Source organism: Methylocystis sp. JR02, from assembly GCF_030063565.1.
In the GTDB taxonomy this organism is placed as follows: Bacteria; Pseudomonadota; Alphaproteobacteria; order Rhizobiales; family Beijerinckiaceae; genus Methylocystis; species Methylocystis iwaonis.
The window spans coordinates 121,104-145,144 of record NZ_JASIRC010000001.1; the positions used below are offsets into that span (position 1 = coordinate 121,104).

A 24,041-nucleotide genomic window follows, 5' to 3' on the forward strand; every position below is an offset into this window, starting at 1 on the left:
TCGTCGTCGGACGGTCAATTCTTCCGCGCCGGATGGCGGGGCACGGGAGCGGCGACGTCAACGCCAAATACGGCATCTATCCGGGAATGCTCTTCTACGCGCATATTTCCGATCAATATGGTCAGTTCCACGGCAGAATCATTTCGGCCACCATGGGCGAAGCCCCCACGTCTTCGACGGGCTTTTGCATCATCGTGCGACGTTGGCCATCAAAGAGCACTATACCGACACGGGCGGAGCGAACGACCATGTCTTCGCCCTGTGTCATCTCCTTGGGTTTCGCTTCGTGCCGCGCCTTTGTGATTTCCAGGATTATCGCCTCGGCGCTGTCGAGAAAGCCGCTTCATACAAAGGGATCGGGGCGCTGTTCGGCCGTCCGATTCGCATGACGTCATTCGCGAGCATTGGGGCGAAGTCATCCGGCTTTGCGTTCGAGCACCGCGGCGGCCTTCCTCTTTCGGACGGCGTTGCCCGCCTCCTTGCGCGGCGCATGGCTCCCAGCTTTCGTCCGTCTCGACATTTTGGCTCCTCTATCTCTTGGTCGCGTAAAGGCGCGACGCCCGGGACATGCGAGCGGCCACGCCGTGTCGACCGTCTACAGTCTCCTCCAACTGTGGCCACGTCGCATGCCCTCGGCAACACGCCCTGCGCATGGATCGCCGCCCTTCCAGTGGACATGCAGGCGAGGTTCCTCCGGCTTGCCGAGCGCATAAGCTCGGTCGGGCTGGAAAGCCTGAGCGAGCCACATGTAAAACACTTGGAAGGGAAGCTGTGGGAATTGCATCTTACGGGCCGAGACGGAATAGCCCGAGCGCTTTACATCACGGCGGTCGGCCGCAGGGTCGTGGTGCTCAGGGCCTTTGTGAAAAAGACCCAGAAAACACCACGCGCCGAAATCGAGCTCGCATTGCGTCGAGCAAAGGAGGTCGCATGACCATTCCATTCGAAAAGATCAAAGCTCGCCTCATGGCCAACCCCACGGTCAAGGCCGAATACGACGCCCTCGCTCCCGAATTCGAGATTTCCGCAGAGCTGGTCAAAGCTCGCCTTCGTGCCGGCCTCTCTCAGGCCGAGTTGGCGACACGCATGGGCACGAGCCAGCCAGCTATTGCTCGGCTGGAGAGCGGGCAAACATTGCCGAGCACGAAGACTCTTTTGCATTTCGCCGAGGCGACAGGGAGCAAGTTCCACGTTCGCCTCTCTGCGGCTTGACCCTTTTCGAGTTGGGAGCGGCCCACTTCCGGCAATTGACGCCTTCGAAGTCCCCAAGCTTTGCACGAGCCGCCAGACCGCTTCGAATTTCTTCTGAAGGACGATCGCGAGCTGGTGGATCGCGAGGTCTTCGCCCCTGAGGAGCGATCAAATTCGCTGGTCTACCGCTCTTTACCGGATGCGCGTCGCCTTCTCGAATCTCCCTCGGTTCCTGCTGGCTTTGTCGACTCGGTCTTCCGCGCCGATGAATTTGCCTTGGGCGTGTTTCTTTTCCCCGGCGACGCGACCGGCTTCAGGTCGGTGACGCGCGTCCTTTTCGTTCCCGAAATTTCCTGAGCCGCGGCGACGGCGTCGAAGGGCATGGATGGCGACTTCTCGCTCCGCTTTTGCCCTGTCTTGCCCTTATTGGTCTGCAATCGCGACTTTGCATCGGCCGTAGCGATAGGCGTCCGAGACGTCGAGGCATTTGCTGCGGACTTCGTGGATGCGCGCTTTGTAGAAGCCGGGGACGCTTGCTTTGCCGTGAGAGTTGCGGTCGTCGCCGGGCTTGTGTTCGCCGCGCTCGGCGATTTGGCCTTGCGACTTTTCGACTCCGGCTCTTTCGAAGCCGCCATTGTCGGACCAGCCGCCTTCCGCGTCGCGCCGGGCCCGGCTATCGTCGCCGCCTCTCGGGGCGAGGGCGCGGCCTCGATCGGCATGGGCGACATGTCGATGCCGAACAGCGCGGCGACATCGTCCTGCGCGATGATGCGTTGGCTCGCATCCGGGCGAGAGGAGGTCGCCCCGGCGTCGGCGTTCGAGACCAGATCGGCGCTGTCGACGCCGCGCAGAAGGAACAGCAGCTCGGGCTGCGCGTCCAGGCGCGCTCCGACGCCATAGAGCGTCGCCGCGACATGCTTGCACATCTCTGCCCCATCTGGGCAGGAGCACGACATTTTGATCTCGCGCGGGGCTGGGAATAGGCCGTCGCTCTCGCGGCAGACCCGCTCCATGACATTTTTCGAAATCTTGCCTTTCAGCAATTCGACGAGCGAGGCGATCGAGCCGGCGCAGTCGCGGCAGATCGCTTTCCAGCGCCCAGGCGTCGCCGATGTCACGGCGATATCGATTTCATAAATCTGCGAGCCGCTGACCAGCGCGGTGATTTTTCCCTTTGCGATTTGAAGATCGACGACGGAGCCGTTGCGCACATAGGTTCGCCCGCGCGGCAGGCGGGTTTCGAAATCGGAATAGCGCTCGAGATTGTCGCACCAGGCTTTGCCCCAAAAGCTCTGCGCGATCTTCCGGCCGTCGAGAACGACGGGCGTGATGACCCGCCCCTTCTTCTTCAGCTTTGCGACCTCCTTCGCCGCCTGCGCCCGGCGCTGGGCGACGGGGACATAGGGAGGGTAGCTCCAGAAGGACATGGCTTCACGTTTCCTTCATCGCGGCGTCGAGATCGAGCCTGACCAGCGCCAGAATATCGCGATCATTCATCCCCGCGAGGTCGATCTCCTGTCCGCCCCCGAGGACGTCCTGCGCCAATTGCCGCTTCGATTCGATCAGCGCGTCGATTCGTTCTTCGATCGTGCCACGGCAGACGAATTTATGCACGAGGACGTTGCGCTTCTGGCCGATACGAAAAGCGCGGTCGGTCGCCTGGTTTTCCACAGATGGATTCCACCAGCGGTCGAAATGCGCGACATGCGAGGCTGCGGTCAGAGTGAGGCCCGAGCCGCCCGCTTTCAACGACAGGACGAAGAAAGGGACAGTCTCGTCCTCCTGGAATTTTTTCACGAGATCCTTGCGTTTTCCTACCGCCGTCCCGCCATGGAGCGCGAGGCCGGACCGGCCGAAGACAGAGGCGAGCAAATGTTCCAGGGGTGAGATGATCTCCTTGAACTGTGTGAAGACCAGCAGCTTTTCCTGACGACCGGCGACAGTCTCGGCGATCTCCGCGAGCCGCGCGAACTTGCCGCTCTGCGCCGGGTCGTAGGCGCCGTCGGCGAGCCATTGCGAGGGGTGATTGCAAATCTGCTTGAGCCGCATCAGCATGGATAGAACGAGGCCGCGCCGGGCGATGTCGTCATCCGCCTGTTCGAGGCGCTTCTCGAGCTCGGCGACCGCCGCCTCGTAGAGAATCGCCTGGGTCTTGCTCAGCGCGCAATAGGCCGCGACTTCGGTCTTGTCGGGAAGATCGGCGATGACGCTTCTGTCGGTCTTGAGGCGGCGCAGAATATAGGGCGCCGCGAGTTTCTTCAGCGGCGCATAGGAGGGCGGATCGCTCGAGGCGAGGCGTTTGACGAAATCGGCGAAGGCCTTCGACGTTCCGAGCAGTCCGGGATTGATGAAATCGAAGATCGACCACAGATCGCGAAGATTATTCTCGATCGGCGTGCCGGTGAGCGCGATGCGCGCCTGCCCGCGCAGCGCCTTGACCGCGCGCGTCTGCTTGGCGTTGGGGTTCTTGATCGCCTGGGCTTCGTCGAGCACGACCAGGCGCCATTTGGTTTCCGCGAAGGCGTTTATGCGCAGCAGCGTGGCGTAGCTCGTCACGATGAGATCGGCGGCCGAGAAGCTCTCCGCGGTCGCGCGCTTCAGCTCCGCGGCTGGCATGAAAGCCGGGTGGACGACGACGACTCGCAGGCTCGGCGCGAAGCGGGCGGCCTCCGACGCCCAATTGGCGAGCAGCGACGCCGGCGCGACGAGAATGCTCGGACCGCCCCCGGGCGCGCGCTGCTTCGCCGTGAGAAGCAGCGCGAGGAGCTGAATGGTCTTGCCGAGGCCCATGTCGTCGGCGAGACAGGCGCCGAGCTGGAGGCGCGTGAGAAAGGCCAGCCATTGCACGCCGGCCTTTTGATAGGGGCGCAGCTCGGCCTTCAGGGCGGCGCCTGGATCGGCCTCGGCGGCGGCCTGCGGATCGCGACAGGCGCGCAGCGTCTCGGCGAGCCAGGGCCCCGCGTCGATATGGCCCCATTTCGTATCCGCCGGCGCACCGGCCTTTGCGCCGATATCGGCGCCGGCGACGAGGCGCATCGCCTGTGCGAAATTCAGGCCTTCCGCATCGGCGAGCTTTTCCACCGCTTCGAAACGCTCGAGCGTCGTCTTCAGACGCTCGCTGTCGATCTCGACCCATTTGCCGCGCAGCAGCGCGAGACCGTCGGTCGCCGCGAGCAGACTCCCGATCTCCTCCGCCGTCAGCGTCTCGCCGTCGAGCGTGACGCGCATGTCGAAGTCGAGCATTTGCTCGACGCCCACCCGCGACGGCGCGTTGGAGCCGATCGTCGCTTCGACCTCGGGACGGCTCGGACGATTCATGCGCCAGCTCGCCGGCATGCGCACCACCAGCCCCGAGGCCTCCATCGTCTCGACGCTCTCGAGAAAGCGCAGGGCGTCTTTCGGCGTCCAGCGCAGCGGGTGGAAAATTTCGCCGCCGTCGACGATCTCCTTCAGCCAGTCCAGCCGCTCGGCCGCATGGCTGACGGGCTCCAGCAGCTCGAGCAGCTTGCGCTTGTCGTCGGCGAAGTCGCGCAGCGCCTGCGCGAGCGGCGCATGACGCAAGGCGCCGTGCTCGGCGAGCGAGGCCGCATAGGTCGCCATGAAGGCGAAAGGAAAATCGGGATCGCGCCGGTTCTCCGCGAGGTTGAGATGCACGCGCCCGACCAGCCGCCAGCGCCGATCCTCGGCTATCATGAAATCCCGCAGCGACGCGCCGCTTGCGGCGAGCTCGGCGCGGAGCGCCTCCGCCATCCTGCCCCAAAGCGTCTTGAGGGTTTGGGCGTTCAGATATTCGCCCCCTGGCATGGGCGGCGCGGCGACGACCAGCTCGGCGAGCGCCTCCGCAGACGGCGGCTCCTCGGCGGCCTCGGACGACGCGCAGAGCAGTCGCCCAAAGCGCATCGCGTAGGCGCGCCAATAAGCCAGGCTCGGAGGCAGATCGGCCCCCGGCCCGGCGAGGCCCAGATGCAGCAGACCATGGCCGTCGCCGCGAGCAAAATGTGCTTCGAGGCGAGCCGCAACCTCGTCGTCGACTTGCGACTCGCCCTCCCGCCTCTCGAGGCGCAGCGCGCCATGCGGCGTCAGAACGGGCATGAGTGTAGCTGGCATGAGCGATCAGTCGTCTTTAGAAGGTGAGCGATTCACATTATCAGGAGATCGTCGAGGGCGCCGCCTCGGAAGCGATGCCGCCGTTGTTCGCTTGCTTTTCAAAGACGCCTTCGACGCGCCGGCCGGCTGCGAAAAAATCATCATAAGACGTCGGCGCGCGGACTTTGGCTTGGCTGATCGCGTTTTGCCGAATATCGTCGCCGGCCAGCGCGTAGCGGCTGGCGTGGTCGTTGCTCTGAATAGAATTTGTTTCATCCTGAATGAGGGACGCGTATTTAGATGGACGCCATTGTTCATCCCGAAGACGAAAATGTCTCGGTATTTCAAAGTAATCTGCCGATCGCCGAAAAGCTCGATCGCGCGCGTATGGAATTGCTGGACCTCTCGGCGCGAAATCGGCTGCTCAACATGCCGCGTTCCGCCAAGGCGGGGCGGTCGCTCGAAATCGTGGATGAGAAGAGCGCCGAAGTCTTTCGCCTGCTGATACGCGAGGGCAAGGCCTTCACCTTCGTCGCCGGGAAGGCGGCGCGCGTGGGCGATGGCGAGCCGGAGAGCGAAAGCGAGGAAATCTCCGACCTCGCCCAGCCAGAAGACGATGTCGCGGACGAGCGCGGCGTGTTCAGCCGACATTCGGACACGCGGCTTCAAACCCGGCTGACGCCGAAGGGGCTTCAGAAGCGGCTGCTCGAGCTCTATTACGACGCGCGCACGCTCGAGGAGGAGCAGGGCGTCAACATCCTCTATCTCACGCTCGGCGCGCTGAAGTGGATCGACCCGGCGAATGCTGCCAATATTCGTTTCGCGCCGCTGCTGCTTGCGCCCGTCGCTCTCGAACGCGGCAATGCGGGCGAGAAGTTCAAGCTCCGCGCGCGGCCGGAGGAATTCGCGTCTAATCTGTCGCTCGAAGCCTATCTCGAACGCATCCACGGCATACGATTGCCCGACTTCGAAGCGTCCGAGAGTTTCGACCCGATCGCCTATATGGACGGCGTGGCGGAAGCCGTCGCCGAAAAGCCGGGCTGGGCGGTTCAACATGACGACATGGCGCTCGGCTTCTTCTCCTTCGCCAAGTTCCTCATGTATCGCGATCTCGATCCCGAGACTTGGCCGGATCATGCGCGGATCAGCGATCGGCCGCTGATCCGCAGTCTGCTCATCGACGGCTTCGACGGCTCGGAGGGCATGATCCACGAGGACGCCAAGATCGATCCGTTCATTCCGCCCGCCGAAATGCTGCACATCGTCGACAGCGACAGCAGCCAGGCGCTCGCCATTCACGAGGTGCGTCACGGGCGCGACATGGTGATCCAAGGGCCGCCCGGAACCGGCAAGAGCCAGACGATCGCCAATATCATCGCTTCCGCCGTGGCGGACGGAAAAACGGTGCTCTTCGTCGCGGAGAAAATGGCGGCGCTGGACGTGGTGAAGCGCCGGCTCGACGCAAATGGGGTCGGAGACGCCTGTCTGGAGCTGCATAGCAACAAGGCCAACAAGCGCGCCGTCCTCGAAGAATTGCGCCGCACCTGGGAGCTCGGGGCGCCGAGGGGGCCGGACGCAGGCTCATTGTGCGCACGTTTGACCGAGACGCGAGACGGGCTGAATGCGCATGCCGCGAGAATGCACCAGCCACATGCCGCGGCCGGGTTGACGCCCTATCAGGCGATCGGACAACTCGTCCGCCTGCGGCTCGCAGGCGAAAAGCCGAACGACATTGCGCTGCAAGCTCCTGCGGAATGGACGGCCGACGAATTTTTGGAACGCCACGCGGTGCTTTCCGAGCTGGTCGAGCGCGTCGAGGCGATCGGCAAGCCCGACGATCACATCTGGCGCGGCGTCGGGCTCGCCGCCGTCACGCCCTTGGAAGTGGAGCGCCTGACCACGCGTTTCGCCGCGCTCAGCGAAAGGCTGGATGCGCTCGAAGCGTCGCAGGTCGCCCTCGCGTCTATTCTCGAGTGCGCGCCTGCGACGACGCTCGACGAGATTTCTCCTGCGATCGAACTCGCTCGACGCATCGCCGCCGCGCCGGACCTCTCCGGCGACGCGCTCGGCGCGAGCGTCTGGGGCAACGGTCGCGACTCTATTCGGACTTTGCTGATGAGCGGCGCGCGTTATGCGAGCCTCAGAGCCGACTTGGCGAGCGTCTTTCACGACGAGGCGTGGGAAATGGAGGTTGCGCCTCTTCGCGAGACTCTGGCGCTGCTGCCGCCCGCCTTTTCTTCGGCGGCTTTCGAGCGCCTCGGAACGCTGGTCGCCGTTCTCCCGCGCCTCGCCGTCGAGGCGAAGGCGCTGGCGGACACGATGGCCCTCGCGACGCCGCTCACGCTCGCCGACGTCCGGCGTCTCATGCAGATCGGCGAGCGTGTCGTAGCGGCGCCCGCGGCGAGCGCCGAAGCTTTTGCGAATGATCTATGGAGCGATAACGTCGAGCGCGCGGCCGATCTCGCCGACGCCATTCGCGCGCTCGAGCAGGCGCGGGCGGAGATCGGCGCCGGCCTGTCGGATGCGGCTTGGACGATGGATTTGTCGGACGCGCGGACGACGCTCGCTTATCATGGCGACGGACTCTTCAAAATTCTGAGCGGCGATTGGCGACGCGCCAACGCCTTGGCTCGCTCGGTCCTTCGCAATCCGGATCAGCCCTTGGCGGATACGCTCGCGCAGCTCGATGCGCTCACGCGGGGCCAAGGCGCCAAGCGGCTCATCGAGAGCGACGACGACTTCGGACGGAAGGTTTTCGCCTCCGACTGGAGGAGCGACCGTTCCGCTTCGGCGCCATTGTCGGCGCTTGTCGAATGGATGCGGTCGCTGAAGGGGCTCGGCGACGAGCCGAGACGCGTCGCGGCGAATAATCCCGACCGCGAAATGATTGCATCCTGCATGGAGCGGACGGCAAAGCTTCTCGTCGAGGCGGCGCCGGTCCTCAGAGCGCTCTGGAACGACTTGGAGGAGCGCGACCTATTGTTCGGCGCGGCGCCGACGGCTGACAGGGCCGAGATCGCTCCCGTGCTTGACGCTGCGAGCCGCTTCCACGCCGCCGACCGCGCCGTGGCGGCGATCGAGAAAGCCTCGCCCACCATTCTGGCTGTTCGGCTGGATATGCTGGCTCGCCTCGCAGAAGGGCGCACATGCGCCGAGGCGCTGACATCGGGCGAGACGCTCGGCCGCTCGGCCTTCGGCATAGCGTGGCGCGGCAATGTATCCGAGTGGACTACGCTGGCGAGCGCCGCCGAATGGATCGACGACAACGGCGACATCCGGCTGTTGGCGAGTCGGATCGAGGATCGGCGCGCGCTCGCCGATCGCGCCGATGCGATCCAAGGGGATCGGTCGTCGCTCGTCGCCGATCTCGACGCCGCGCTCGCTGCGATGTCCTTCGACCTCCAAAGAGGTCTCGGGACGACGACCATCGGCTCCGTGTCGCTCGAAAGTTTGCGACAGCGGCTCGGCGATTGGGCTGCCGGCGGCGAACAATTGTCCAAATGGGTCGCCTATCGAGATCGCTCGGACCGAGGCCGGGCGCTCGGCTGCGCAGAGGTCGTCGGGCGACTGGAGGATGGCAGGTTGAAGGCAGGCGAGGTCATCTCGGCGTTCGAGATGGCCTATTACGAAGCCGTCCACGCGGACCAAGTGCGTCTGGAGCCGGAGCTCGGTCGGTTCGATGGAACGCTGCATGGCCGCAAGGTGCGCGAGTTCGCCGATCTCGACCGTCAGCGGATGGCGATGGCCGGGCTCGAGGTCGTGCGTGCGCATCATAAGCAGATTCCCCCTCGGGACGGCGGCTCCCTCGGTCCAGTGGGCGCGCTGCGCGCCGAAATTCAGAAGAAGCGCGGCCATATGCCGATCCGTAAGCTCATGGAGAAGGCCGGGCCGGCGGTGCAGGCGCTCAAGCCTGTTTTCATGATGAGCCCGCTCTCAGTGGCGCAGTTTCTCGTTCCTGGCGTGGTCGATTTCGACCTATTGGTGATGGACGAGGCGAGCCAGATCCAGCCGGTCGACGCGCTCGGCGCCATCGCGCGCGCAAAGCAAGTCGTGGTGGTCGGCGATCCGAAACAATTGCCGCCGACGGCCTTTTTCTCGAAAATGACCGGCACCGCCGACGATGAGGACGAGGATGACGGCGGCCGGGTCGCGGATATAGAGAGCATCCTCGGTCTATTCACGGCGCGCGGTCTGCCGACGCGGATGCTCCGTTGGCACTATCGCAGCCGGCACCAGTCGCTGATCGCGGTCAGCAACCGCCAATTCTACGAGGGCAAGCTCTTCATCGTTCCGAGCCCCTATACATCCGAAGCCGGCATGGGACTGCGGTTCCATCACATAGAGCAAGGCCTGTTCGAAGCTGGCGCCTCCCGCACCAATCAGGTCGAAGCCAAGATCGTCGCGCAGGCGATAGCAGCTCACGCGCGCGACCATTCGAATCTATCGCTCGGCGTCGTCGCTTTTTCGGTCGCCCAGCGACGCGCGATCCTCGATCAGTTGGAGCTCATACGCCGCACATTGCCGGCGGAGACGGAAGCGTTCTTTCAGACTCATCATGCCGAGCCGTTTTTCGTCAAAAACCTGGAAAACGTGCAAGGCGACGAGCGCGACGTGATCTTCATCTCCGTGGGATACGGGCCGACGACGGCAGGGGGCCGCGTTCCGATGCGCTTCGGACCGCTCGGCGCTGAAGGCGGCGAGCGTCGCCTGAATGTGCTGATTTCTCGCGCCAAGCAGCGCTGCGAAGTCTTCGCCTCGATGACCGACGAGGATATCGAACCGGATTTCGCGTCGACCCGGAAGGGCGTTTTCGCCTTTCGTCTGTTCCTGCATTACGCGCGGACAGGACGGCTGACCTTGGCGGAGAGCACCGGCCGCGACCATGACAGCGTGTTCGAGGAGCAGGTCGCCAAGGCTCTTCAGGCGCGCGGCTATCAGGTTCATCGCCAGGTCGGTCTCGCAGGTTTCTTCATCGATCTCGCCGTCACCGACGAGGAGCGGCCGGGCCGCTATCTGCTCGGAATCGAGTGCGACGGCGCCGCCTATCACGACTCCCGCTCGGCGCGCGACCGCGACCGGCTACGGCAGTCGGTGCTCGAAAATCACGGCTGGACCATTCATCGCGTATGGAGCGCCGATTGGTTTCAACGTCCGGCCGAGCAGCTCGATCTCATCATCGCCAAAATACAATCGGCCAAAGAGGAGCATGACGCTGCGGCGGTGAGAACGGCTCGCGCGGCGCCGGTCGACATCATCACCATCGAGCGGGAGGACGTCACGGAGATTGGCCTCGTTCCCGTTGGCGAAGAGTCCCAGAGTTCGAGCGACGCTTATATCGAAGCGGTGTTGAGCCGGCCCTCGAATTGGGCCGGTGAATTGCACGAAGCGCCGATCGGCATTCTAGTCACGCTCGTCGAGGAGGCGGTGCGGATCGAAGGCCCTGTCCATTCCGACGAAGTCGTCAGCCGTATTCGGGACGCTTTCGGTCTCAAGAGAGCGGGAAATCGTATTCAGCAAGCAGTCGAAGCCGCGATTGGCGTCGCCGTTACGACCGGTCGGGTCGAAAACGTGGGCGATTTCCTGTCGATTCCCAATTCGCCCCTCCGCGTTCGAGACCGAAGCGCCGTGGCCTCGCAGACACTGCGACGAGCGGACATGCTGCCGCCTTCGGAAATCCACTCAGCCGTGGTCGATGTCGTGCGCCGCAGTTTCGGTGCGACTTCCGATCAAATCGTGCAAGCGGTTTCCAGGATGTTCGGCATCAGATCGACCGGCGCGAACGTGCGGGACGTCATCCAAAAACAGATCGACGAGGCGGTCGAAGGAGGAATGCTGTCGACACAGGCGGGCGTCCTCATGTGTGTCCTGGACGATGACTCGTCGAATGAGGAATTGGTTCGAGAGCCATAGTGCATATCGCGTCCCGTGAAACTCGGGTCCGTTCTTCGGATCGCCGTTGCGGATCGGCGGCGTCGTGACGATCGTGGCGTCGCTCATGGCATATTCTATGGCTGGCCCGTCCGAGACGGCGTCGAACAATCGCTTCCAGGCATCTGCCTTCGCCCAGTCGCCAAACCGCGTAAAAGGGTGAAAATCTCGGCCCAGGGCAGGAATTCCCCCGCGCCCAACCTGTCCCCAGCCCTCCATCCCCGCTCTTCCCGTCCCGCGCGGGCCGTGATAGAGCGAACGCCTCAACAATGCGCGACATGGAGGGCCCGGGTTCGCCGCTCGAGACGGGGAGGCCGGTTTTTTCGCTATCTTTCGCGCCCCTTAGGCTAGAGGACATTCAATGAGCCAGTCCGGTTTCTTCACCACCTCCCTTGCGCAGTCCGATCCGGAGCTCGCCAAGGCGATCGAGCTCGAGCTCGGCCGTCAGCGCCACGAGATCGAGCTCATCGCGTCGGAGAACATCGTTTCCAAGGCGGTGATGGAGGCCCAGGGCTCGGTTCTCACCAACAAATATGCCGAGGGCTATCCGGGCAAGCGCTATTACGGCGGCTGCCAGTATGTCGACATCGCCGAGAATCTGGCGATCGAGCGCGCCAAGCAGCTCTTTGGCTGCGGCTTCGCCAATGTGCAGCCGAACTCCGGCTCGCAGGCCAACCAGTCGGTCTTCCTCGCGCTGGCGCAGCCGGGCGACGTCTTCATGGGCCTCGACCTCGCGGCCGGCGGCCATCTCACCCATGGTTCGCCCGTGAACCTCTCGGGCAAGTGGTTCAAGCCGGTCCCCTACACCGTCCGCAAGGACGACCAGCGCATCGACATGGAGCAGGTCGCCGCGCTCGCCCGCGAGCATAAGCCGAAGCTCATCATCGCCGGCGGCTCGGGCTATTCGCGCATCTGGGACTTCGAAGCGTTCCGCAAGATCGCTGACGAAGTCGGCGCTTACTTCATGGTCGATATGGCCCATTTCGCCGGCCTCGTCGCTGCGGGCCTGCATCCCTCGCCGTTCCCGCACGCCCATGTCGTCACCACCACGACGCATAAGACGCTACGCGGCCCGCGCGGCGGCATGGTGCTGACGAACGACGAAGATATCGCCAAGAAGATCAACTCGGCCGTGTTCCCCGGCCTGCAGGGCGGCCCGCTGATGCATGTCATCGCCGGCAAGGCGGCGGCCTTCGGCGAAGCGCTGAAGCCGGAGTTCAAGGCCTATCAGCAGCAGGTGAAGGACAACGCTCAGGTTCTGGCCAAGACGCTCGTCGACGCCGGCCTCGCCATCGTCTCGGGCGGCACCGACAACCATCTGATGCTGGTCGACCTTCGCCCGAAGAAGATCACCGGTAAGGCGGCGGAAGCCGCGCTCGGCCGCGCCCACATCACCTGCAACAAGAACGGCATCCCCTTCGACCCGGAGAAGCCCTTCGTCACCTCGGGCATCCGCCTCGGCTCGCCGGCGGCGACCTCGCGCGGCTTCGGCGTGGGCGAGTTCAAGGAAGTCGGCGGCCTGATCGTCGAGGTCCTGGATGGCCTGGCGTCGAAGGGCGAAGAGGGCAATGCGGCGATGGAAGCGGCGGTGAAGGAAAAGGTTCACGCGCTGACCGCCAAGTTCCCGATCTACGCGTAAAAATAGTTTTCTCTCCCCGTGCGCGCTCGTGCTCGGGGAGAGGTTCCGCTCGCGGCGGTCGAAGGCATCTGGATTTCCTCGCCGCGCGCCATCTTTCATATGGTTGCTTATTCTATGATCGGGTGCTTTGATTGATGAAGTTTAGGGAACGCTTAGGGTGCGCCGATGGAAAGTATAAGCGGCCTATTATTGCCAGCAGGCATCGCCATTTTACGCTTGTTGATATATTTTGGCACCGACGAGAGACTATGGCGGACCCTAGCGCGGCAGTCAGTGAATGGTGTCGTTATCCGATCGAAAGTCGTCCATGACGATGGCTCGCAATACCACGAAGCCTTGATCGAGTTTACAATCGGGGACGAAACTTACAAAATCCGCGACCATACCGAGGAACCGGTCGGTGGACAGGTCTACGTTGAATTTCCAAAAGGGCATCCTGCGAAAGCCGTGATCTATCCCGCAAATTTGAGTGCGTATTACATGCTTGATGGATTGCTTCTGATGATGTTCGTGCCTTTCATGGCATGGCTGATGTGGCAGCCGACGGATGGGATCATTTACCAGCCGACGAGAGGCACCCATCTATAATCCACTAAAGTGAGTTATATGCTGCAGTCTAGCGAGCACCTGACGACAATACTCTCGAATTGTTCGAGCCGCACTTGCTTATGCAAAGGGCAGAAAATCGAACTTGTTCGCCAGCGCGCGGGCAGTTAAGCAGGCGCATCAGAAATCGCCGGGAGTCTCGGCCGCCCATGCGCTGTCCCTATTGCGGCTCCTTCGACACACAGGTGAAGGATTCGCGGCCTGCCGAGGATTCGTCCTGCATCCGGCGCCGGCGCGTCTGCCCGACCTGTGGCGGCCGTTTCACGACTTTCGAGCGCGTGCAGTTGCGCGAGATCATTGTCGTCAAGAAATCCGGCAAGCGCGCGCCATTCGATCGCGACAAGCTCACCCGCTCGGTCGAGATCGCCCTACGCAAGCGCCCCGTGGAGCCCGATCGCGTCGAGCAGATGATCTCCGGCATTGTGCGCCAGCTCGAGAGCCTCGGCGAGGCGGAGATCGAGAGCCAGCGCATCGGCGAGCTGGTCATCGAGGGCTTGCGCTTGCTCGACGCCGTCGCTTATGTGCGCTTCGCCTCCGTCTACCGCGACTTCCGCGAGGCGCGCGATTTCAACGCGCTGATCGACGAATTGGAAAGCGGGGCCGAAACGGCCGACGCGGCCGAAGACGAATGAGCCTCCACGAAAAGATCCTGCTCGCCCCGACAGACGGCGCCTATATGGCGGCGGCGCTGGCGCTCGGACGCCGCAACATGGGCCGCACCGCCCCCAATCCGGCTGTCGGCGCCCTGGTAGTGAAGGACGGCGTGATCGTCGCGCGGGGCTATACGGCCGAGGGCGGCCGTCCCCATGCCGAGACCATCGCGCTCGCCGCCGCGGGCGCCGAAGCGCGTGGGGCGACGCTCTATGTCACGCTGGAGCCCTGTTCTCATCACGGCCGTACGCCGCCCTGCGTCGACGCCATTATCGCGGCGGGGATTGCGCGAGTGGTGACAGCGATCGAAGACCCGGACCCGCGCGTCGCGGGCAGGGGCCATGCGCTGCTGCGCGAGGCGGGGATCGAGGTCGTTGTCGGCCCCGAGAAGGCGGCCGCGCGCTGCGACCATCTCGGCCATATTCTGCGCGTCACCAAGCATCGGCCGATGGTGACGCTGAAGCTCGCCCAGACGGCGGACGGCTACGCCGCCGGCGCCGCGCATGACCCGCGCCTGCATATCACCGGCCCCATCGCCGACGCCTTCACCCATGTGCAGCGTTCGCTTCATGACGCCATCATGGTGGGCTCCGGCACGGCGCGCGACGACGATCCGCTGATGACCGTACGCCTGCCTGGCCTCGACGGCGCCAAGCGGCTGCGCGTGGTGCTGGATCGTAGATTGACCCTCTCGGCCCGCTCTAGGCTCGCCGCGACGGCGCGGGAGACGCCGCTGCTCGTGATCGTCGGCGAGGATGTGAGCGAAGAGGCGGCGCGCGCCTTTATGGAGGCCACGGGCGCGGATGTCGCGCGCATTCCGACGATCGACGGTCGGCTCGATCTGCTCGCGGCCTTGCGCCTGCTGGCCGATCGCGGGATCACGCGCGTCTTCAGCGAAGGCGGCCCGCTTGTCGCTGAAAGCCTGCTGTCGGCGGGCTTCGCCGACGAGGTCATCATCCACACGGGCTTCAAGCCGCTGGGACGTCCTGGCCGCCCGGCGCTCACGCCCGCCGCAGGCGCGGCGCTGGAGAGCCGCTACCGCATGATCGAGAGCCGCATGCTCGGCGCCGACCAGATGACGCGCTATGCGAGGATGGACTGATGTTTACAGGCATTGTCACGGACGTTGGCGAAGTCGTCTCGGTCGAGCCGCGCGGCGATCTCAGGCGCCTGCGCATCGCCTGCGCCTATGACGCCGAGACGATCGCGCTCGGCGCCTCCATCGCCAATTCCGGCGTCTGCCTCACCGTGGTGGCGGTGGCGCGGGAAGGCGGGCGCACGGTGTTCGACGTCGACGCCGCCGCCGAGACGCTGGCGAAAACGACGGTCGGGAACTGGAAGGCGGGAACGCGCGTCAATCTCGAACGCGCGCTGAAGATCGGCGACGAGCTCGGCGGCCATATCGTCACGGGCCATGTCGATGGCGTGGCGCGGATCGTCTCTCGGGTTGACTTCGACGGGATGGCGCGCTTCTGGATCGAGACGCCGCATGCGCTGTCGCGCTTTGTCGCGCAAAAGGGCTCCGTCGCGCTCGACGGCGTGTCGCTGACAGTGAACGAGGTCGAGGGTGACCGGTTTTCGATCCTGCTCATTCCGCATACGCTCGCCGTCACGGCTTTTGGCGGACGCGGGGCAGGGGATGCGCTCAATATCGAAGTCGATTTGATGGCGCGTTATGCGGCACGGCTGAGCGAGGCCGCCCGGTAGTTATACGAGATCCGGTTGATTGGTTCGCTGTCTTTCCCGACGCTCGCGCGGCGAGCGGCCCGCCGGGAATGACGTCCCCATGCGCGCTATTCAAACGGAAATGGTCTTATTCTCGTCTCTGCGCCCCGTCATTGCGAGCGCAGCGAAGCAATCCAGAGCCGAGATGAGGCTATGGATTGCTTCGTCGCTTGCGCGCAATGACGGCGCGGCGCCGCTCACCGTTTGGAGCGTCCACCGCGCGGCCCCGGCTTGAAGGATTTCGGATTGCGCGGCGGCGTTCGCCGCTCGCCGCCGCCCACCACCTCGAAGCGCAATGCGCCCGCGATGGGCGCGGCCTCGACGAGCCGCACTTCGATGATGTCCGCGAGCCGATAGCTCATTCCTGAGCGCGATGTGAGCGAATGGCTCGCTTCGTCATAGGAATAATATTCGCGCCCGAGCGTCGCGGCCGGCACGAAGCCGTCGGCGCCGGTTTCGATCAGCCGCACGAAGAGCCCCGATTTGGTGACGCCCGAAATGCGCGCGCCGAAACGCGCGCCGATCTGGTCTACGAGATAATGCGCAATCAGCCGATCCACTGTTTCGCGCTCGGCCGCCATGGCGCGCCGCTCGGCGGCGGAAATGCGCGCGGCGATTTCCGCGAGTTCCCCGACCGGCATTTCCGGCAGGGCGCCGTCGCCGAGCTTCAAGGCGCGGACCAGAGCGCGATGCACGATGAGATCGGCATAACGGCGGATGGGCGAGGTGAAATGCGCGTAGCGGCGCAAGTTCAGGCCGAAGTGGCCGTAGTTCTCATGCGTATATTCGGCCTGCGCCTGCGTGCGCAGAATGATCTCATTGACGATGTTCTCGTGCTCGAGCCCTTTCACGCGCGCCAGGATCACGTTGAAATGCTCGGGCTTGAGCACCTGGCCCTTGGCAAGCTTCACGCCGATGGTGGCGAGGAATTCGGAGAGCGCCGTGACTTTCTCTTTCGAGGGCTCGTCATGGGCGCGATAGATGAGCTGCTGACGGTGTTCCTCCAATGTTTCCGCGGCGGCGACATTGGCGAGGATCATGAATTCCTCGATCAGCCGATGCGCGTCGAGACGCGGCGGAATGATGACGCGATCGAAAGCGCCGTCGGGCTTCAAGAGGATTTTGCGCTCGGGCAGATCGAGATCGAGCGGCGCGCGCAGATTGCGCGCATGTTGCAACGCTTCATGCGCGGCGTAGAGCGGCCGCAGCACATTTTCGAGAAGCGGCTTTGTCTTCTCGTCGGGCCTGCCGTCGATGGCCGCCTGCGCCTGTTGATAGGAGAGCTTTGCGCGCGAACGCATCATCACGCGATGGAAACTGTGGCCGATCTTGCGTCCCTTGCTGGTGACGCGCATGCGCACGGCCATGGCGGGCCGGTCCTCGTTCTCGCGCAGCGAGCAGAGATCGTTGGAGATGCGCTCCGGCAGCATGGGCACGACGCGGTCGGGGAAATAGACGGAGTTGCCGCGCTCCACCGCGTCTTTGTCGAGCGGCGAATGCGGCTTCACGTAATAGGCGACGTCGGCGATGGCGACTGTGAGAACGAAGCCGCCCTCATTGTCGGGCGATACATCCGGCGCGGCATGCACGGCGTCGTCATGATCTTTCGCGTCGGGCGGATCAATGGTGACGAGCGCCAGATCGCGCCAATCCTCGCGGCCGTGCATGGTCGCAGGTCTCGCGCGTTCGGCTTCCGCAATCGCTTCAGTGCGGAAGACGTCGGGAATGTCATGGGCGCGCAGCGCGATGAGGCTCACGGCCTTTTCGCTCGTTACCGAGCCGAGCGTCTCACGCACGCGGGCGCGCGGCGCGCCGAAGCGCGTCTTGCCGGCGACATCGACCGCAACGAGATCGCCGTCCTTGCCCTCGCCGATGTCGGCCGAGGCGACCGAAAGCTCGCCGCGGCCCGCCTGTTTCTTGTCGATCGGCAGGATGCGGCCATTGCCGTTGGGCTCGATCTTCAACACGCCGATCACGCGGTTGCGCGCGCGGGAGAGGAGCTTCACGACGCGCCCGGTATAGGGCGGCTCGCCGGCTTCGGCGTCGTGGTCGGGCTCGGCGCGGACCAGCGCGCGGTCGCCGACGCCCGCCACCGGCGCGGCGGAAAGCTTTTTGCCGAAGCCGGCGCCGCGTCCGGAGTGGATGAGGATGCGCGGGGCGGGGCCGAGTTCGTCTTCGTCCCACTCCACGGGCGTTGCGATCAGCTCGCCGTCTCGGTCGCGCCCGGTAATGTCGACCAGCACGACGGGCGGCAGCGCGCCCTTTTTGTTGACGCGGCGGCCGCGCTTCTCGATCGCGCCTTCGTCGGCGAGCGTCGCGATCATGCGCTTCAAGGCGACGCGGTCGTCGCCCTTGAGGCCGAAGGCGCGGGCGATCTCGCGCACGCCGATCTTACGGGCGCCTGTGGCTTCGCGTTCGCGCTGAAGGAAGGCGAGAAGGTCTTCGCGGGAGGGCTGCTGGGGTGTCTTCTTAGTTGTCAAGATATGGCTCAGATGGGGACATCGCGCGGCAATGCAATCCCTGCCCACAATATTTGCAAATACGTCCTTGCGCCATCCATGGTCGAGATTTGTCAGACGGGCGCCGTCGCGACTTTCTGGCGCGAGAGAATCGTGCAACTGGGTTGTATCTTGCGCGCTAAACAACGTAAAAGTTTAGGTAATTTTACGTATTGCCCGATATGGGCGCAATGTCATAAGTCATCCCACCAAGCTAAAAGGCGGGCGCCGCCTCGATTAACTTTCTTGAAAAAAGGCGGAATCAAGGAGCGAACGATAGGCTGCCTATCACCAAAGCGCGTGCGTTGAAGGTAGTGTAGATGAGGCAGCAAGTGTTCGACGCCTTGATCGGCAATCGTTGCGAGTCCGAGGAGACGCTTGGAGCGGGCGCGCGCCGCAACGCGTTTCTGTCGCAAGCGGCAGGACTGCTTCTGCAGGTAGACAATCCCAAAGACGCGATCGACGAGATTTGCAGAAATGCAATGCACGATCTGGATTGTCAGTTTTTCTTCAATTTCCTTTTCGACGAGCAAACGAAGGGACTGCGGCTGAACGCCTTCGCCGGGCTGCCCGAGGAGGAGGCGCACAAGTTTCTGGACCTCGACTACAAGACGCTCCTGCTCGGCTGCGCAACCCACGACTGCGAATGTGACAACGCCTGCACCGCGCGCGATCTGCGTGACGAGTTGGCTAATGCCTATGGCCTGACCGCCTATTATTGCTTCCCCCTCACAAGTTACGGCCGGATCATCGGCACGCTCTCCTTCGGCTCGCGGACGCGTCCGGGGTTCGACGATTCTGCGACGATGCTGATGGAAACCTTGAGCCATTACGTATCGATCGCGGTCGCCCGGTCGCATATGGAACATGCGCTGCGCGAATGCGACCGGCGCAAGGACGAGTTCATCGCGACGCTTGCGCATGAGCTGCGCAATCCGCTGGCGGCCATCCACCACGGTTTTCACGCGATGGCCAGGATCGGCGACAGTGCCATTCCGATCCTGCAGCCGATCATCGAACGCCAGCTCGCGCATATGGTCCGCCTCGTCGATGATCTGCTGGACATCGGGCGAATCGCCACCGGCAAGATCGAAGTGAAGATGGAAGCCGTCGATCTCGTCGCGGTCGTGAATCGATCGATCGAGGCCTGCGAGTTCGCCCTGGCGTCGCGTAATCACAAGCTGGCTTTGTTCCTTCCGTCAGAAGCTCTCCTGGTGAACGGCGATCCCGTGCGGTTGGTGCAGGCCATCGCCAATCTGATCGACAATGCGGCGAAATACACGTCGGCGGACGGCGAGATCGATGTCGAGGCGATGGTAGAGGGCTTGGAAGCTCTGGTGATCGTGCGCGACAATGGGGTTGGGATTCCGGCGGACAGGCTGGAGACGATTTTCAGCATGTTCGAGCAGATCGAGGGCTATAGCGGCGGCCTCGGCATCGGCTTGAACCTGTCGCGGCGCATCATCGAAATGCATGGCGGGACGTTGCAGGCGAGGAGCGAAGGGCTCGGCTGCGGGAGCGAATTTTCCCTCCGCCTGCCGCTGTCCGACGGAACAATCACAGCCCGTGCGCCGAACGCGTGATCGCGCCGCGCCTGCGGCAAATTGTGATAGCATCGGAGGCGCTGTTCGCTCGAAGGAGTGATTTAAATGCGTTCTATTCTTGCCCTTGTTCTTGCTTGCGCCATCGGCGCCCCTGCGGCGCAGGCCCTGCCGACGACCGGCTCCAAAGCTCTCGAGATGTCCAAGGCGGAGACGATTACGCAGGTTGCGAAGAAGACCCGCGCGCAGCCGCGCCGCCAAAAGAGCGGCGCATCGAGCGGAATTCATCCTTTGGTCGGTAGCGGCGGATACTGAACGCGATCATCGCGACAGGTCTGTCATTCCCGACGCTCGCGTAAGCGAGCGATCGGAGCAAAGGCGGCTATCGTGGCTCTGGATTCCCGATCGGGCCTTCGGCCCGATCGGGAATGACAGCCGCTCCGCCGACGCCCTAAGCCGTCTTGCGTTTCGTCGTCGCGGTCTTCTTGACCGGCGCCTTTTTTGACGCCGCTTTCTTCACCGGCTTGGCGTCGTCGAAGGGCGTCTCGTCGCTGTCCTCGATGACCTTTTTCGCCTTGGCGGGCGCCTTCTTGGCCGGGGCTTTCTTCTTCGGCGCGCCGCCTTTTTCCTCGATGAGCTTGATCGCGTCCTCGAGCGTCACATCCTCGGCGGACATGCTCTTGGGCAGAGTGGCGTTCACCTTGCCGAGATTGACGTAAGGTCCAAAGCGCCCGGCGCGCACGGTGATGATTCCGCCGTCCGGATGCTCGCCGAGCGCGCGCCCGCCGGCCGAGCCCCCGCCGCCGCCCGCCGATTTTGCGGCGATCATCTCCAGCGCCTGTTCCAGCGTCACGCTCGCGGGATCGACGCCCTTGGGGATGGTGGCGTTGACCTTCTTCCAATTCACATATGGCCCGAAGCGGCCGGACTTCACCGTCACGGGGCCGCCTTCGGGGTGGTCGCCGAGTGTGCGGCCCGGCTCCGAGGCGCGCGAGAAGCGCGAGCCGCCGCCGCCCGATTCCTTTTGCACGATGAGGTCGATGGCGCGATTGGCGCCGATCGTCAGCACGTCATCGTCGCGGCCGACATTGGCGTAGGTCTTGCCGTGCTGAACATAGGGCCCGAAGCGGCCGATATTGGCGACGATCGGCTCGCCCGTCGTCGGGTGCTTGGCGACCTCGCGCGGCAGCGAGAGCAAAGCCAGCGCCTGCTGCAAGGTGAGCTCGTCGGGCTTTATATTCTTCGGCACGGAAGCGCGCTTGGGCTTCTCGCCGCCGTCCTCCTGCTCGCCCTCCTGCACATAGGCGCCGAAGCGGCCGTCGCGCAGCGTGATCTCGGCGCCCGTCTCCGGGTCCTGGCCCAGCACCTTCACGCCCGGGCGGGCGTCCGCCGCGGCGTCGCCGGTCGGCGGCGAGAGCGTGCGCGTGTAGCGGCATTCGGGATAGTTCGAGCAGCCGATGAAGGCGCCGAACTTGCCGACCTTGAGCGATAATTGCCCGGCGCTGCAAGCGGGGCAGAGGCGCGGATCGGAGCCGTCCTCCTTGGCGGGGAAGATATGCGGGCCGAGCAGCTCGTTGAGGCTGTCGAGCACCTGCGTCGTGCGCAGATCCTTCGTCTCGTTCACGGCGGCCGAGAAATCGCGCCAGAAATCGCGCAGCACCTGCTTCCAGTCGATCTCATTGTTGGAGACGAGATCGAGTTTTTCTTCGAGCGAGGCCGTGAAGTCGAACTCCACATAGCGTGAGAAGAAGCTTTCCAGAAAGGCGACGACGAGGCGGCCCTTGTCCTCCGGCACGAGACGTTTTTTGTCGAGCCGCACATAATCGCGGTCGCGCAGCGTCGCCAGCGTCGAGGCGTAGGTCGAGGGGCGCCCGATGCCGAGCTCCTCCATGCGCTTCACCAGCGTGGCTTCCGTGTAGCGCGGCGGCGGCTCGGTGAAATGCTGGGTGGCGTCGATCTTCTCGCGCGTCACCGGCTCGCCTTGCTTCATCGCCGGCAGGCGGCCGCCTTCTTCGTCGCCGTCGTCGTCGCGGCCTTCCTGATACAGCTCCAGAAAACCGGGGAAGCGCACCACCTGACCCGTCGCGCGCAAATCCAGCGTGCGGGAGCCGGCTTTGGCGTCGATGTCGACCGTCGTGCGCTCCAGCTCGGCGGACTCCATCTGGCTGGCGATGGTGCGTGTCCAGATCAGCTCATAGAGCCGCGCCTGATCGGGCTCGAGATGTTTGGCGACATGCTTGGGCAGGCGCGAGGCGTCGGTCGGGCGGATCGCTTCATGGGCTTCCTGCGCGTTCTTGGCCTTCGCCGTATATTTGCGCGGGGCGTTGGGCACGAAGCGGTCGCCATATTCCTTGGCGATGACCTTGCGCACGCTCGCCACGGCCTCGGGCGCCATGTCGACGCCGTCGGTTCGCATATAGGTAATGAGGCCGACGGTCTCGCCGCCGACGTCGACGCCCTCATAGAGCCGCTGCGCGATGCGCATGGTGATCGCCGGGGCGAGGCCGAGCTTGCGCGAGGCCTCCTGCTGCAGCGTCGAGGTGGTGAAGGGCGCGTAAGGATGGCGCTTGACCGGCTTCGCCTCGACCGAGCGCACCGTATAAGTCGCCGCGAGCAGGGCCTTCTTGAAGTCCTCGGCTTCCTCGCCCTTGCCGATGTCGAGGCGCGTGATCTTCCTGCCGTCGGCGCCGACGAGCCGCGCCGTGAAGGGCTCGCCCGCCTTGGTTTTGAGATGCGCGACGAGCGACCAATATTCCTGCGAGACGAATTTCTCGATCTCCAGCTCGCGGTCGCAGACGAGGCGCAGCGCCACCGATTGCACGCGGCCGGCCGAACGCGCGCCGGGGAGCTTGCGCCACAGCACCGGCGAGAGGGTGAAACCCACGAGATAGTCGAGCGCGCGGCGGGCGAGATAGGCGTCGACCAGCGCCTGATCGATCTGGCGCGGATGCGCCATGGCGTCGCGCACCGCGTCCTTGGTGATAGCGTTGAAGACGACGCGCTCGATCTTCTTGTCCTTGAGCGCCTTCTTCTTGTTTAGGATCTCGATCAGATGCCAGGAGATGGCTTCGCCTTCGCGATCAGGGTCGGTCGCGAGAATGACTTTGTCGGCGTCTTTCACCGCCTGGGCGATCTCGGTGACGCGCTTCGAGCCCTTGGCGTCCATCTCCCAGACCATGGCGAAATCGGCCTCGGGGTCGACCGAGCCGTCCTTGGCGGGCAGGTCGCGGACGTGGCCCATGCTGGCGATGACGTGGAAATCGCGGCCCAGATATTTATTGATGGTCTTGGCTTTGGCCGGCGACTCGACGATGACGACGTTCATTTCAGCGCGATCCCACAAGGCGCCGCTCTGGCGCACGGGGCGCGAAGATGGGCAGAATGAGCGGCGCCTGTCAAATTGGGGGCGGATAGAGCAGGGCAACCAGGTGAACGAGGGGCGTGAGCCGATCCCTCCCCTTTACGGGGAGGGTGGCCGCGCCATAGGGCGTCTTTTAAGACGCCCGTCTCAAAAAAGACGGGCTATGGCGGGGTCGGGTGGGTTAAAAAGCCCCAATCGGAGTCGTTGCGGCGCGGACCCCACCCGGCGGCCTTTGGCCGCCGACCTCCCCGTAAAGGGGAGGTAGGGCGAACGGCCAGATTGCTATTCATCCCATTGCCTTGGCGAATAGCGGGAAAAGGGAGAGAGGGTGAGGCGCGACGAAGAAAAGCTTCCGGCCGCGGTCGAGGCGGCGGCGGTCGCCCCGCGCAGCCGCCCCTCCGCTTATCCGGAGCCTTTCGCTGCGCGAATGGCCGGACGCGAGAAGCGCGTGCTCGGCGATATCTTCGGATTGGGCAATTTCGGCGTGAATCTGACGCGGCTCGCGCCCGGCGCGCAGTCGGCGCTCATGCACCGGCACAGCCGGCAGGACGAGTTCATTTATATTCTGGAAGGCGCGCCGACGCTGGTGAGCGAATCAGGCGAGACGGCGCTTTCCCCCGGCATGTGCGCCGGCTTCGCGGCCGGCGGGCTTGCCCATCATCTCGTCAATCGAACCGACACAGACGCGGTCTATCTCGAAATCGGCGACCGGACCGCAGGGGACGGCGCGGACTATCCCGAGGACGACCTCGAAGCGCGCCTTGGCCCCGACGGGCGCTGGCAATTCTTCCACAAGGACGGCCGTCCTTATTAGA

General features: G+C 64.2%; 15 protein-coding genes. 11 read left to right on the plus strand and 4 right to left on the minus strand.

What is annotated here, in order from left to right:
- Nucleotides 1-115: 115 nt before the first annotated feature.
- Together QNA11_RS20590 and QNA11_RS00570 are read left to right on the plus strand one after the other, a co-directional pair.
- Nucleotides 116-934: a type II toxin-antitoxin system RelE/ParE family toxin gene (locus QNA11_RS20590; RefSeq protein ID WP_349362217.1), complete on the plus strand. Its 819-nt coding sequence runs from the start codon at nucleotides 116-118 to the stop codon at nucleotides 932-934.
- Nucleotides 931-1,212 (plus strand): helix-turn-helix domain-containing protein, encoded by a 282-nt coding sequence (locus QNA11_RS00570; RefSeq protein ID WP_283481535.1) that lies wholly within the window; start codon nucleotides 931-933, stop codon nucleotides 1,210-1,212. Before QNA11_RS20590 ends, QNA11_RS00570 begins: the two co-directional genes overlap by 4 nt.
- 161 nt (nucleotides 1,213-1,373) lie before the next feature.
- Here the strand turns inward: QNA11_RS00570 and QNA11_RS00575 are convergent, their stop codons facing one another.
- Together QNA11_RS00575 and QNA11_RS00580 are read right to left on the minus strand one after the other, a co-directional pair.
- On the minus strand, nucleotides 1,374-2,618 hold the full coding sequence (locus QNA11_RS00575; RefSeq protein WP_283481536.1) for an SWIM zinc finger family protein: 1,245 nt from the start codon (nucleotides 2,616-2,618) through the stop codon (nucleotides 1,374-1,376).
- A gap of 4 nt (nucleotides 2,619-2,622) precedes the next feature.
- A complete protein-coding gene (locus QNA11_RS00580; protein WP_283481537.1) occupies nucleotides 2,623-5,298 on the minus strand; it encodes a DEAD/DEAH box helicase in 2,676 nt (891 codons plus the stop codon).
- Between the two features lie 279 nt (nucleotides 5,299-5,577).
- Between QNA11_RS00580 and QNA11_RS00585 the strand changes: the two genes are divergently transcribed.
- The 6 genes from QNA11_RS00585 (at nucleotide 5,578) to QNA11_RS00610 (ending at nucleotide 15,808) form a co-directional block, all read left to right on the plus strand.
- The gene (locus tag QNA11_RS00585; protein WP_283481538.1) at nucleotides 5,578-11,187 is read left to right on the plus strand and encodes a DUF3320 domain-containing protein; all 5,610 of its coding nucleotides are present in this window, start codon (nucleotides 5,578-5,580) and stop codon (nucleotides 11,185-11,187) included.
- 379 nt (nucleotides 11,188-11,566) lie between these two features.
- Nucleotides 11,567-12,844, plus strand: coding sequence for a serine hydroxymethyltransferase (gene glyA / locus QNA11_RS00590; protein ID WP_283481539.1), 1,278 nt, complete (start codon nucleotides 11,567-11,569; stop codon nucleotides 12,842-12,844).
- A gap of 165 nt (nucleotides 12,845-13,009) precedes the next feature.
- On the plus strand, nucleotides 13,010-13,432 hold the full coding sequence (locus QNA11_RS00595; RefSeq protein ID WP_283481540.1) for a hypothetical protein: 423 nt from the start codon (nucleotides 13,010-13,012) through the stop codon (nucleotides 13,430-13,432).
- 167 nt (nucleotides 13,433-13,599) lie between these two features.
- Nucleotides 13,600-14,082, plus strand: coding sequence for a transcriptional regulator NrdR (gene nrdR / locus QNA11_RS00600; protein WP_202073813.1), 483 nt, complete (start codon nucleotides 13,600-13,602; stop codon nucleotides 14,080-14,082).
- The gene (gene ribD / locus QNA11_RS00605; RefSeq protein ID WP_283481541.1) at nucleotides 14,079-15,203 is read left to right on the plus strand and encodes a bifunctional diaminohydroxyphosphoribosylaminopyrimidine deaminase/5-amino-6-(5-phosphoribosylamino)uracil reductase RibD; all 1,125 of its coding nucleotides are present in this window, start codon (nucleotides 14,079-14,081) and stop codon (nucleotides 15,201-15,203) included. The genes nrdR and ribD overlap by 4 nt, the downstream gene beginning before the upstream one ends.
- A complete protein-coding gene (locus QNA11_RS00610) occupies nucleotides 15,203-15,808 on the plus strand; it encodes a riboflavin synthase (RefSeq protein ID WP_283481542.1) in 606 nt (201 codons plus the stop codon). Before ribD ends, QNA11_RS00610 begins: the two co-directional genes overlap by 1 nt.
- Before the next feature lie 215 nt (nucleotides 15,809-16,023).
- Here the strand turns inward: QNA11_RS00610 and rnr are convergent, their stop codons facing one another.
- The gene (gene rnr, locus QNA11_RS00615) at nucleotides 16,024-18,306 is read right to left on the minus strand and encodes a ribonuclease R (protein WP_283481543.1); all 2,283 of its coding nucleotides are present in this window, start codon (nucleotides 18,304-18,306) and stop codon (nucleotides 16,024-16,026) included.
- A gap of 338 nt (nucleotides 18,307-18,644) precedes the next feature.
- Between rnr and QNA11_RS00620 the strand changes: the two genes are divergently transcribed.
- Together QNA11_RS00620 and QNA11_RS00625 are read left to right on the plus strand one after the other, a co-directional pair.
- A complete protein-coding gene (locus QNA11_RS00620) occupies nucleotides 18,645-19,907 on the plus strand; it encodes a sensor histidine kinase (protein ID WP_283481544.1) in 1,263 nt (420 codons plus the stop codon).
- Nucleotides 19,908-19,973: 66 nt separating this feature from the next.
- Nucleotides 19,974-20,180: a hypothetical protein gene (locus QNA11_RS00625; protein ID WP_283481545.1), complete on the plus strand. Its 207-nt coding sequence runs from the start codon at nucleotides 19,974-19,976 to the stop codon at nucleotides 20,178-20,180.
- 136 nt (nucleotides 20,181-20,316) lie between these two features.
- Here QNA11_RS00625 and topA read toward each other — a convergent pair whose 3' ends face one another.
- Nucleotides 20,317-23,190 (minus strand): type I DNA topoisomerase, encoded by a 2,874-nt coding sequence (gene topA / locus QNA11_RS00630; RefSeq protein WP_283481546.1) that lies wholly within the window; start codon nucleotides 23,188-23,190, stop codon nucleotides 20,317-20,319.
- 364 nt (nucleotides 23,191-23,554) lie between these two features.
- Between topA and QNA11_RS00635 the strand changes: the two genes are divergently transcribed.
- Nucleotides 23,555-24,040 (plus strand): cupin domain-containing protein, encoded by a 486-nt coding sequence (locus QNA11_RS00635; RefSeq protein WP_283481547.1) that lies wholly within the window; start codon nucleotides 23,555-23,557, stop codon nucleotides 24,038-24,040.
- Nucleotide 24,041: the final 1 nt, after the last annotated feature.